The 11052-nt window shown below is 68.0% G+C and carries 12 protein-coding genes and 3 pseudogenes; 8 read left to right on the top strand and 7 right to left on the bottom strand.

All coding sequences use genetic code 11. The features are described from left to right. Nucleotides 1-138 precede the first annotated feature (138 nt). Complete coding sequence (locus ACIRFL_RS42715) at nucleotides 139-384, top strand: hypothetical protein (RefSeq protein WP_404040856.1); 246 nt, start codon at nucleotides 139-141, stop codon at nucleotides 382-384. Between the two features lie 376 nt (nucleotides 385-760). Then, nucleotides 761-1031 (top strand): annotated as a pseudogene (locus ACIRFL_RS42720) (IS5/IS1182 family transposase); the annotation flags it as partial. 42 nt (nucleotides 1032-1073) lie between these two features. Here the strand turns inward: ACIRFL_RS42720 and ACIRFL_RS42725 are convergent. The 3 genes from ACIRFL_RS42725 to ACIRFL_RS42735 form a co-directional block, all read right to left on the bottom strand. Continuing rightward, complete coding sequence (locus ACIRFL_RS42725; RefSeq protein WP_404040859.1) at nucleotides 1074-1544, bottom strand: hypothetical protein; 471 nt, start codon at nucleotides 1542-1544, stop codon at nucleotides 1074-1076. A gap of 599 nt (nucleotides 1545-2143) precedes the next feature. After that, on the bottom strand, nucleotides 2144-3550 hold the full coding sequence (locus ACIRFL_RS42730; protein WP_404040862.1) for an amidase: 1407 nt from the start codon (nucleotides 3548-3550) through the stop codon (nucleotides 2144-2146). An 81-nt stretch (nucleotides 3551-3631) separates the two neighbouring features. Then, on the bottom strand, nucleotides 3632-4219 hold the full coding sequence (locus ACIRFL_RS42735) for a TetR/AcrR family transcriptional regulator (RefSeq protein ID WP_404040865.1): 588 nt from the start codon (nucleotides 4217-4219) through the stop codon (nucleotides 3632-3634). Between the two features lie 57 nt (nucleotides 4220-4276). Between ACIRFL_RS42735 and ACIRFL_RS42740 the strand changes: the two are divergent. After that, nucleotides 4277-4485, top strand: a pseudogene (locus ACIRFL_RS42740) (site-specific integrase); the annotation flags it as partial. A 106-nt stretch (nucleotides 4486-4591) separates the two neighbouring features. On the opposite strand, the gene ACIRFL_RS42745 reads toward ACIRFL_RS42740, so the two are convergent. Continuing rightward, nucleotides 4592-5158: a TetR-like C-terminal domain-containing protein gene (locus tag ACIRFL_RS42745; protein WP_404040868.1), complete on the bottom strand. Its 567-nt coding sequence runs from the start codon at nucleotides 5156-5158 to the stop codon at nucleotides 4592-4594. 76 nt (nucleotides 5159-5234) lie between these two features. On the opposite strand from ACIRFL_RS42745, the gene ACIRFL_RS42750 reads away from it, so the two are divergent. Further along, on the top strand, nucleotides 5235-6518 hold the full coding sequence (locus ACIRFL_RS42750) for an MFS transporter (RefSeq protein WP_404040870.1): 1284 nt from the start codon (nucleotides 5235-5237) through the stop codon (nucleotides 6516-6518). Nucleotides 6519-6603: 85 nt separating this feature from the next. On the opposite strand, the gene ACIRFL_RS42755 is transcribed toward ACIRFL_RS42750, so the two are convergent. Beyond that, complete coding sequence (locus ACIRFL_RS42755; RefSeq protein ID WP_404040873.1) at nucleotides 6604-6996, bottom strand: ketopantoate reductase C-terminal domain-containing protein; 393 nt, start codon at nucleotides 6994-6996, stop codon at nucleotides 6604-6606. Between ACIRFL_RS42755 and ACIRFL_RS42760 the strand changes: the two genes are divergently transcribed. From ACIRFL_RS42760 to ACIRFL_RS42770, 3 genes and pseudogenes are all read left to right on the top strand, one after another. Then, nucleotides 6988-7206 (top strand): hypothetical protein, encoded by a 219-nt coding sequence (locus ACIRFL_RS42760; RefSeq protein WP_404040875.1) that lies wholly within the window; start codon nucleotides 6988-6990, stop codon nucleotides 7204-7206. The two genes, ACIRFL_RS42755 and ACIRFL_RS42760, sit on opposite strands and share 9 nt — an antisense overlap. Nucleotides 7207-7479: 273 nt before the next feature. Further along, nucleotides 7480-7551, top strand: a pseudogene (locus tag ACIRFL_RS42765) (TetR/AcrR family transcriptional regulator); the annotation flags it as partial. A 24-nt stretch (nucleotides 7552-7575) separates the two neighbouring features. Further along, on the top strand, nucleotides 7576-8085 hold the full coding sequence (locus ACIRFL_RS42770; protein WP_404040886.1) for a TetR/AcrR family transcriptional regulator: 510 nt from the start codon (nucleotides 7576-7578) through the stop codon (nucleotides 8083-8085). A 343-nt stretch (nucleotides 8086-8428) separates the two neighbouring features. On the opposite strand, the gene ACIRFL_RS42775 is transcribed toward ACIRFL_RS42770, so the two are convergent. Further along, nucleotides 8429-9154, bottom strand: a complete 726-nt coding sequence (locus ACIRFL_RS42775) for a dienelactone hydrolase family protein (protein ID WP_404040878.1) — start codon at nucleotides 9152-9154, stop codon at nucleotides 8429-8431. A 209-nt stretch (nucleotides 9155-9363) separates the two neighbouring features. Continuing rightward, nucleotides 9364-10122 carry an SDR family NAD(P)-dependent oxidoreductase gene (locus tag ACIRFL_RS42780; protein ID WP_404040881.1) on the bottom strand — a complete coding sequence of 253 codons (759 nt, stop codon included), beginning with the start codon at nucleotides 10120-10122 and terminating at the stop codon, nucleotides 9364-9366. Nucleotides 10123-10271: 149 nt separating this feature from the next. Here ACIRFL_RS42780 and ACIRFL_RS42785 point away from each other — a divergent pair, with 149 nt between their 5' ends. Then, nucleotides 10272-10925: a TetR/AcrR family transcriptional regulator gene (locus ACIRFL_RS42785; RefSeq protein ID WP_404040883.1), complete on the top strand. Its 654-nt coding sequence runs from the start codon at nucleotides 10272-10274 to the stop codon at nucleotides 10923-10925. The last annotated feature ends 127 nt before the right edge of the window (nucleotides 10926-11052 follow it).

The following is an 11052-nucleotide window of genomic DNA, read 5'->3' on the forward strand; positions in this document are numbered from 1 at the left end:
CCTCACCTGGTCGACGGCTGCCTCCCGCCCACCGGTCTGACCATGGACGACGGCGCGATCAGACCGCCGGACTCCGCGAGTTCAACCTGAGTAAGTGCGATCGTCAGTGCGCGCAGCGGGCCGCTCAGGATCCGTGCCGTGGTCCAGGTCCCCGACGAGTTGGTCAAGCCGGATCGGTCCGCTGAGGAGAAGCGCGCGAAGCGCGCCGGTCTGACCGGTGAGGCGTATGACGCCCAGCGGCGCCACTGGCGCAAGGCGTCCGAGAAGGTGCAGGCCGCCGTCACGGCCCACGCCGAAGCCACCGTCAGCAACCGGTATGAGCTGAAGCAGGCAGTGGATGAGGCCGCGCGGCACGCTCAAGACGACCCGCCGCCAGCCGGATAGCTGGCGCCCGGACCGGTTGCCGGCGCTCCGTGTCGTCTACGGTGACGGCACGGGTTCCCTGTGATCGGTACGTGTGGTCCACGAGGGCGTGGGACGTCGAGCCTGGCTCCGCCACCACGTCCTGACGGTCTGCTGTGTGCGCGGCGACACCACTCAACTCAGTGCCGGTCAGGAGGACTTCTGCGTGCCGACAGCGCAACTCGCTCTGCATGACATCACCAGGAGTTACCAGGACCACGTCGTACCCGACCCGATACCGACTCATCAGGAATACCGCAGGCCCGACCGGGCCTGCGGAACACGGCATCCAGGCAGCCGTCTTCTGGAGTGTGAGCAACATGGCTGCTGCCTGGACAGCGGCCTGCTTCCCTTTCCTCTGGTCTACCTTCGCCGGCACGATCCGCTCGCGCAGATCGCGACCGGATCCGGTAACTCCGTCGGCACCGCCCACACCTACGCGACGGCCGCGATCGGACACCTGACCCGTCGGGCGACCGGACCGGTGGGGGCCCGGCGAAATGGATCTCACCTGCGCTGCCCAGCCGCACCCAAGACCTTGACCGCGGCCCGGTGCCCACCGCATCATCGGGATCTGCGAACGCCAAGGCGTCCCCGCCCTCGCCGACAGCGCCTACATCGAGGCCGGCCCCCACTGACAAGGCCTCTCAGACGCCCTTTAGTTGTAGGGATCAGCCGTTGTTGTCGATCCACGCCGACCACCTGGTGCAGCCTCCGTCCTGGCACAGCCTGAAGCGGACCTGGCTGCCCCGTCCCCCGAGCTTGTTGAGGGTGGAGGATTCGTAATAATCCTTGTTGCAGACACCCCAATTGTCGTAGGGCCACGGGTTGACACATTCTCCACTGCGATAGCTGTGCCAGATCCCGTCCTTGTCGACGAGCTGGTTCTCCCAGTCGACGGAAGGCCATCCCCCGGCGGATCCATCATAGATAAACCACTGGTCGCCGTTCTTGCGGAAACATGCCCTGTTGCCATCGAGATCCGAAGGGCCGCAAATCGTGCCCTCCGGAGCAGCCGGGCCGACCGAATACCAAGCCGCGTATTCCGACCCCTCGTCATCGGCAGAGGCAGAATTGCCGGCCGTCAGCGTTATCGCGCAAGCTGCCGCGAGAACGACTAATGCTTTCCTTGTTCCGAGCATGTGTACCAATCCTCTCGACACGATGATTCCCCCGGTGCAGCAGGCCCGCCCGGGCGAAGCGGGGTGCTGTTCGGATCCCAACCGTAGGCACCCTCGTACACGTACTGGACCTCCTCCCCGAAGCCGCCCGTCTGACCGCCAAACACGCATCCAGCCGGAATCGCAGCTGCCATATGCAGTGGTTGACGTGGTCAGGGCAGATGCTCTTGAAGTGGCGAAGCCGACCCGCCGACGGCGAGGAAGCACCGTCATCACTGCTTCGAAGATGCACGACAGACCTTGGCAAAACCTGGAAGGAAGCTTGAAACAGCGGGTCAGACACCGCCGCTGCAGTTCTCGTCATGGCTGGCCTGGAGCACGTGTCGCCGCTGGTGACAGGCGGTCGGCAGTGCGGGCCAGCGGCCGTCGCTCGGCAACGAAGCTCACCGGCCCTCGTCATGGGCCAAGCCGGATGGTCTGCTTGGAGACGCTCGCGCCACTCACCTGCTGCGGCTGTACCCGTCGGCCAGTCGGACCGAAGTCAACAGGCGCACCGCGTGTGCCGCACACCGCCCCACACCTTGGACCCGGGGCAGGGCCCGTGTGGCTGTGCCGGCCTGTCAGATGTTGGGGTGTCGGTCGCGGACGGGGCTGACCGATTCCAGCAGCGAGGCGAGGTGGAGGATGATGGATTCGGCATGCCAGTTGGCTGCGAGCTGGACTCCGATGGGCATGCCTTCGCTGCTGGTTCCGAAGCGCATGGACAGGGCCGGTAGGCCGGTCAGGTTGAAGGGGATGGTGGCGGTCTGGATGTGTGCGGCGTCCACGGTCTGGCCATTGATGGTGAACTGGGTGAGTCCGTGTTCGTGGGCGGGGACGGGCACGACCGGGAGCAGGAGGGCGTCGTACTGCTGGAAGTACTCGGTGAATGCGTCCCGGAGACGTTCGATGCCCTGTTCGGCCAGGACGTAGTCGCGGATGGACGTGTCAGGGCCGGCGAGCATGGACCTGGAGATCTTGAACATCTGGTCTTCGTGGCCCGTGGTCGCCTCCTTGAAGCCGGGCTTGACCTCCATGACGTGCTGTCGGTAGAACAGCTCAAGGGGGTTGTCCCGTTCGAGTGCCGGGATGCCGACCCTTTCGACCCTGGCGCCGGTGCTCTGCAAGGCTTCGGCGGCCTTCTGCACGGTTGCGGCGACTTCCGAGTCGATCGGGCCGAGTCCGGAGTCGACCAGCCAGCCGACACGAACAGGACGGTCGGGTGAGGTGCCCAGACCTGTGTCGAACTCGCGGGGAGTCGTGGCGAAACCGTCAGCGCCGTCGGGGCCGGCCATCAGCGAGTAGGCCAGCGCGATGTCACGGATGGTTCGGGCCATCGGTCCGACGTGCCAGTCACGGCGTGGAACTCGGGGCCAGACTCCGGTCATCGGGATGCGCCCGTGCGTCGCCTTGAGGGCGACGATGCCGGTGTGGGCGGCCGGTCCGCGTACGGAGATCGCAAGGTCGCTGCCGAGCCCGAAGGGCGACATGCCGGCTGCGACTGCCGCCGACTCCCCACCGCTGGAGCCACCGGGGGTCCGGTCGAGGTTCCAGGGGTTGTTCGTCCTGCCGGTGAGGAGGTTGTCGCTCTCGGTCGAGTAGGAGAACTCCGGCAGATTGGTCTTGGCCAGCAGAATCCCACCAGCCTTCTTGATGCGCGCCACGCTGGTGGCGTCTGTGTCGGGAACGCGGCCCTTGAAGATCGGCGAGCCGCGCTGTGTCAGCACCCCGGCGGTGTCGAACGAGTCCTTGACCGTGAACGGGACACCATGCAGAGGCCCGATCTCGCCGCCCGCCGAGAGCGCTTCGTCCGCCGCCTTCGCGGCGTCGAGGACGCCGTCGACCAGCGTGACGATGGCGTTGAGCTTCGGGTCGACGGCCTCGATGCGGTCAAGGTGTGCCTGCACCACCTCGACGGATGACACCTTCCCGGCACGGATCAGTTCAGCGAGTTCGGTCGCATCGGAGTAGATAAGGTCGGCAGTCATGATCTTCCCTTGATTGGACTGGTCTACTAGTAGCGGCGAAGCGCTGCCCGATCTCCGATACGTCGCGGGCAGCGTGGCTTGTCAGACGTGGAGGAGTTGACGGGTGACCGTCATGGCGCCGTCGAGATACTCCGGGCTGCGGTGGATCTTCGCCATCACACTTGCCCCCAGCCATGTGTCATAGAGAGCCTCAGCCGTCGCACGGGGGCCGGCATCGACGGACACGGACCCGTCTGCGATGCCAGCGGTGATCATTTTCTCCACTCGGTCGACGATGGCCGAGGTGCCCGCTTTCATCACCACCCTCATCGCCTCCGAGAGGTCGGAAACCTCCGCACCGAGCTTGACGACCAGGCACCCGCCCTGGCAGTCGTCGACGGCTTGCGTGTCGTAGAAGTTCTGCCAGTACCGCATCAGGTGTTCCGCAGAGTTCTTGTCCCTGTCGGCGACGATCCGATCCATGACAGCCAGGTAGTCGTCGAAGTAGCTCTTCATCATCGCCTCACCGAAGGCGTCCTTGGAGCTGAAGTAGTGGTAGAAGGACCCCTTCGGCACACCGGCTCCGGCCAGGACTTCGTTGATGCCGACCGCGGCGTAGCCCTTCACGGCGACGATCCGCCGCGCGGTATCCAGGAGGCTCTGACGCGTGTCCGTCTTGGTGGTTGGCATGCCTTCACCGTAGCAGAATTAGACCAGTCGTCTAGCGCTCCGGGCGGATCTCGCTGTGGCCGGACCCAGGGTCCGGTGTTTGTCACCCACCGTCGCCCCGGCCCGGGCAAGGTCGTCAGCCCGCGCGACGTGTGCCGGACACCGGGCAGACCCGCCTCTCCTACGGGCAGGCCCACGCGCTGCTGGAGAACCGCTACTTCAAGCCGTCCCACGAGGCGATCTCGGAATTGACCCGCCTGCTCGCCCTCGGCGACGCGCGCCGCTGACCCTGATGTCACCGATGTGCCCTGTCGGGGAACCACACCCGGTCCTGGCGGTCAGGCGAGATGCATGTGTGTGTGCCACGCCGCGCCCCCGCGATCCGTGTGCGGCTCAGGGCGTCCGGAGCGTCGCCAGATAGGTGGACACCAGTGTGCGGGCCCAGTCGACGGAGGCGGGCTCGGGGGTGAAAATGGCGCGGTAGTAGAGCGGGCCGAGGAGGAAGTCCGCCGCGGTCTCCACGTCGAGTGCCGTCCCCCCGCGGTCCTGTTCGCGCCGGATGATCGCGCCGAGTTGGCGGTGGCGGTCCTCGACGCAGGCGCAGCCGCCCGCCGGGCCGGAGCCGATGGTCGCCCGCATGAGGGCGAGCGTGTCCGGGTCGGCGACGTCGGTGGCCACGTCGGCGAGCCACCGCTGGAGGTCGCCGACGAGGGAGCCGGAGTCGGGGACGACCAGGTCGCCGGTGAAGCGGCTGGTGGCGACGTCGTTGAGTAGCTGGGCGGTAGACCCCCAGCGCCGGTACAGGGTGGTGGGGTGCACGCCGGCGCGCGCGGCCACGGCGGGCAGGGTCAGGGTCTCCGCTTCCTCCTCGGCGAGGAGTTCTGCGACGGCGCGGTGGACGGCCGCCCGCACCTTCGCGGAGCGGCCGCCGGGACGTACCTGGGTCGACGAGTCAGCCATGGGGAAATTATCGCACTGATCGTTGCGTTAGTGGTAGCGTCTTAAACGCATCGATCACTGCTTTTGGAGTCGCGTCGTGTCCGGTCCCGTCCCGTCCCAGCTCCAGCCCTCCCCGCCGCCCACCGACCGGGTGGCGCCACCGGAGGAAAGGCGACGACGGCTGAGCCGTCCCGTCGCCTTCGCCTCCCTGGCGGTCGTCTTCGTCATGTTCATGGCCGCCTCCAGTGCGCCCTCCCCGCTCTATGTCGTCTACCAGCAGGAATGGCACTTCTCCGCCACCACCCTTACCACGGTCTTCGCCGTCTACGTGCTCGGCATGATCGGGGCGCTGCTCATCCTCGGCGCCCTCTCCGACCACCTCGGCCGCCGTCCGGTCCTGCTCTCCGCGATCGCCCTCGAAGCGGCCTCGATGGTCCTGTTCCTCACCGCGGGCAACGTCGGCCTGCTGCTGACGGCACGCTTCATCCAGGGCATCGCCACCGGGGCCGCCATGACCACGCTCGGCGCCGCCCTGTCCGACCTCAACCCCGCGCACGCCCCGCACCGGGCGGGCCTCGTCACGGGCACCGCGCCCACCTTCGGACTCGGACTGGGCTCGCTCGGATGCGGGCTCCTCATCGAGTACGGGCCGCACCCCACCCGCCTCGTCTACGTGCTGCTGCTCCTCGCCCTCGTGGTGGCCGGCGCCCTCCTGTCGGCCCTGCCCGAGACCTCGCTGCGCCGCCCCGGCGCCGCCCGCTCGCTCCAGCCCCGCCTGCGGATCGCCCCCCACCTGCGGGCCGACCTGCTGAGCCTGGTCCCGATCCTCATCGCAAGCTGGGCGCTCGGCGGCCTCTACCTCTCGCTCGGCCCGTCCGTCGCCGTCGGCCTGTTCGGCCTCTCCAGCCACGTCGTCGGCGGACTCGTGGTCACCCTGCTCACCGGCCCGGCCTTCCTCACCGCCCTCGCCCTGCGCGGCTGGCCCGTCGGACGGACCCTCGCCGTCAGCGCGACCCTGCTCCTCGTCGGCACGGCCGTCGCCCTGACCGGTGTGGAGGAGCATTCCCTGACCGCGGCCGCGCTCGGAACTGCGATCGCGGGCGTCGGCTTCGGCGGCTCCGCCCTCGCCAGCTTCGGCACCCTGGCCCGGATAGCCCGCCCCGCCGAACGCAGCGAGCTGCTCTCCGTCGCCTTCGTCATCTCCTACCTGGCCTTCAGCATCCCGGCCGTGATCGCCGGCATCGCCGCCACGCACGCCGGTCTGCACGACACGTTCGTCACCTACGCGGCGACGGTCGCCGCCCTCTGCGCCCTCGCCCTGCTCGCCCAGCGCCTGCGCGCCACCCGCACCCCCGCCACCGGAGGCGTTCCCCAGGCATGAGGAACCGCCGGGAACCGGTCGCCCCGGCCCGCACGAGGCCGCGGCGACCGCGGCGCGTCGGACGTCGGCTGCCGTCCGCCGGATCTCAGCCCGGCCGGGAGGCGTTCGCCACGCGCTGGTTGTGCACCCGGAGGCGGACCACGGCGGCGTTCAGCAGCGGAGCGGGCAGGCCGAGGCGCTTCGCCGCACGGGCGAGGGAGGCCAAGGCATGCTCGACCTCCATGGGCCGCGCGTCCAGGGCGTCCCGGTACATCGACGGGGCGAAGGGCGAACCCTCCTGCGTCACGGTGGCCTGCAGCGCGACGTAGGCGGCGTCGGGCAGGGGGTGACCGGCCGCGCCGGACACGGCGGCGGCCTCGGCGAGGACCGCGTCGGCGAACCCCTTGCCGCCGCTCACCGCCGCCACGTCACCGATGGTGCCCTGCGCGAGGCCGGCGATGGTGGTGGTCGTGGCGATGAAGACCCACTTGTGCCACATCGACGTGAGGACGCGGTCGGAGACCTGGACGTCGAAGCCGGCGACGTCCAGCGCGGCGGCCGTGTCGCGCAGACGGGCCGTATGCCCTCCGTCGAGTTCGCCGCGCTCCTGGTGCGTACGTCGGTCGCGGCGATGCGTAGTGCGCTGATCACGTACGCCGACCGGACGGGCGGCAACCGCCCGCGGCGGGAGCCGGAATCGCCGCGTTGATGCGCGGTATGGGGACCCTCCCAGGCGGGAGGGCGAGGCGTGTCCGCTCAACGGAACGGATTACCGGAAAAATCTCGGCCGATACCCGAGCGAAACCCCTCGGAAGCTTCAAGTACCAATCGGCAGGTGCGTGCCACCGCATCGCCACATGAGGGAGGGAGACCGATGCCACGACCGCCGGGTCACGGACCGGACTTCGAGGTCAGACGTCAGAAGATCATCGACACGGCCGCCAGACTGTTCGCTCGCAAGGGGTAAGCGGCGACATCCGTCAACGACCTCAGCAAGGCGGTCGGGCTCGCCAAGGGAGCTCTGTACTACTACATCGGTTCGAAAGAGAACTTGCTCATCGAGATCCAGACCCGGGTCATGTCCCCGCTCCTGACCCGTGCTGGGCAGATCGCCGGCCTCGACACCAGTCCCCTGCTGCGCCTGCGCCTGATGTCCGAGTCACTGCTCACCATCATCTTCCACCGGCTCGACCACATCTGGGTCTACGAACACGACTACCGCGACCTGGGCGGGGCCGAACTACGAACACTCCTCGCCCAGCGCAAGGCCTTCGAGCACTGCGTCTCCGGCGTACTCGTCGAAGCCGTCTACCAGGGCGCCCTCCAGACCACCGAGACCCGCCTGGCCACCTTGCAGTTCCTCAACCTGCACAACCACACGTATCAATGGGTGAGGCCGCATGGCCCGTGGTCTCCCGCGTTCCTCTCCCGGGAGTGCTGCTCGACCTTCTTCAGAGGGTTCGGCGCTCCGGAGAGTGTCGTTCGCGAGGTCGAGACGCGAGCGCAGGTGTTCAAGCACCTCCACACCGAACTCCCCCTCGATCCCGAGGCGGACTGGATACCGGTCCCGGCCGGAACGGATGTGTGAGCGACACGAGGCCATACCTCTTGCCTGCTCCTGATCCGGATATGACATGGCAGTCGGTGGCGTTTCGGTGTTTGCCCAGCTCAGAAATCGAACGGCAGGGTTTGAGCGATGAGTTCGGCCGCGCGACGGCTGACGGCCGGCCTCGCTGTTGCGGATTGCCCGATGGAGCCGTGGTGGTGGTGCGACATGAAGCCGGTTTAAGGGACCCGTGACCTCTTGGTGGTGTGGGACCGGAAATCCGGCGGAAACCTGCATGGTGACCGGGCGGTGATGTTCTACTAACCGGAGCCGGTGGCGGTCGACCGGTCTGTTGCGCGGCCCGGAATCGCGGTTGTCGACCAGATCACTCCGCCACGGGCAAGCACTCGGCGAGCAGATCGACAATGTCGTGCCAGGCCCGCTGTGCGTGCCGTGGGTGGTAGCCGACGCCGGGCAGCACGGTGTGGTCGACCGGTGGGTGGTGGAAGGCGTGCAGGGCTCCGCCGTAGACCACGAGGCGCCAGTCGACGCCGGCGGCCTGCATCTCGGCGGTGAACGCGTCCCGTTGCGCGGGCGGCATGATCGGGTCTTCCGACCCGACCCCGGCCCACACCGGGCAGCGAATGCGCGCCGCCTCGCCCGGTCGGCCCGTGGTCAGTGCGTTGACTGTCCCGATCGCGCGTAGGTTGACGCCGTGGCGCCCGAGTTCCAGCCCGATGGCGCCCCCGGTGCCGTAGCCGACGGCGGCGATCCGGTCGGAGTCGGCCCGCGGTTCGGCGCGCAACACGTGGAGCGCCGCGTGGCCGATGCCCCGCATCCGGTCGGGATCGGCGAGCAGGGGCATGCAACGGGCCAGCATCTCCTCGGGGTCAGCCAAATAGCGCCCGCCGTGGAGGTCGAAGGCCAGCGCCACGTATCCCAGCTCGGCGAGCGCATCGGCCCGGCGGCGCTCGACATCGCTGAGCCCCACCCCCTCGGGCCCGATCAGGACCGCGGGACGGCAGTCGACACCGGCGGGGAGCGCGAGGTGCCCGATCATCGTGAGGCCGTCGGCCGGGTACTCGACCGTACGCGTGGTAATCGTCCCCATGAGACTGGACTGTAGTGACCGTCGAGTCCGGTCGGGCGGGCGTTCTGCCGCTGGCAGAACGCCCGGGTGCGCTTCTGAAATGCGGCGATGGCTCACGAGTCCGTGCCAGTGCTGCTGGCCAGCGGCACTGAACTTCGCGGCAGGTACCTGGCGTATTCCGGTCCCACCCCGGGTGTGAGTAGTCGGCGTACCGGAAATCGCTCGGTCGCTCAGAGGAGGGCGCCGCCGGAGACCTCGATTCGCTGGGCGGTGACCCAGCGCAGGCCCTCGGAGGCCAGCGTGGCGATGGCGTCGCCGATCTCCTCAGGTTCGCCGACGCGGCCGAGCGCGGTCTGTCCGGCCAGAACCTGGCGCATCTCGGCGTCGTCCCGCATCGCTCCACCGTTGAAATCGGTGGCGGTCGGCCCCGGGGCGATGGAGTTGACCCGGATGCGGCGCGGGCCGAGTTCTGCGGCGAGGGTGCGGCTCAGGGCTTCGACGGCGGCCTTCGAGGCGGAGTAGACCGAGGTGGCGGGGCTGGTGTGGCGGGTCAGTGACGTCGAGACGTTGATGACGCGGCCGCCCTGGGCCAGCAGCGGCACAAGTGACTGGATGAGGAAGAACGTGCCCCGGACATTGGTGCCCATCACCGTGTCGAAGTCGTCGATCGTGACGTCCTCCAGCGGTCCGAAGATCCCCACTCCCGCGTTGTTGACCAAGATGTCGAGCCGCGACGTACCCCAGCGCTCCAGCTGCTCGCTCAGTTCGGAGGTGAAGGACGCGAAAGAGGAGACGTCGCTGATGTCGAGCCGGAGAACAGCGGCAGTCCCACCCACCGCCTGCACCTGTTCCACCGTCTTCTCAGCCCCGGCCGCATCACCACGGTGGGTGACCAGGACCCGCACCCCGCGTGTGGCCAGAGCGATGGCCGCGCCGCGTCCGAGGCCGCGATTCGCACCGGTCACCAAAGCGATCTTGTCGATCGTCATGAACTGTTCCTCCACCGCGCGGCTACCGGAATTCGCCCGGGCGCCACAGATACGATGCGAGTCACTCGACTCGCCTTGCTCTCGTACCGTAAGCAGGACTACTGAGGCGAGTCAAGTGACTCGCCTCGGGTCTGCGGCATACTGTCCGCATGGCAGCAGAACTCTCCGCCCACCACCGCAGACTCGCTCAGCAGAAGCGCGAGGCGATCACCACCGCAGCCACAGAACTGTTCCTGGATCGCGGCTACGACGGCACCTCACTAGCCCGGGTCGCCGAAGCGGCCGGAGTCTCGAAGTCCACCCTGTTCAAGCAGTTCCCCACCAAGGCGGCACTCTTCGAGGCCATCGTCACCGAGTCCTGGCAGCGTGACGCCGGCGACGCTGCCGCGCGGCCACAGAGCGGAAATCTGCGCTCCGGACTGACAACTATCGGCCACCGCTATGCCGACCTGATCGGCCAGCCCGGCATGGCAGCCCTGTTCCGGATCGTCATCGCCGAACTGCCTCGTTTCCCCGAACTGGGACGGATGCAGTTCCAGCTCGGCAAACTGCCCTACTTCACCTCCGTTCAGCATTACTTGGAATCCGAGCACGAGGCGGGCAACGCTGATGTCCCGGACGCCGCGAGCGCCGCGAACCAGTTCCTCGGCATGATCGCCAACTACGTCCTGTGGCCGCGCATGCTGCTGACCGACTGGAACCCCGCGGCCTCCGACATCCACGACGCCGTCGAACAGGCCGTCCAGACCATGCTCGCCAGATACACCCCGACCCGCCGGCCTGACCCGAAACCGGAAAGTTGACACCGGCGCGCAATCCGAACCCGGAACAGTGCAGTTACTCAGGTTGAACTCGTGGAGTCCGGTGGCCCGTGACGCTTCTTGATCGTTGCGGTATGACGTCGTCATGCGGTACGCGCATGGGGGCGGC

The organism is Streptomyces sp. NPDC102462 (assembly GCF_044765425.1).
In the GTDB taxonomy this organism is placed as follows: domain Bacteria; phylum Actinomycetota; class Actinomycetes; order Streptomycetales; family Streptomycetaceae; genus Streptomyces.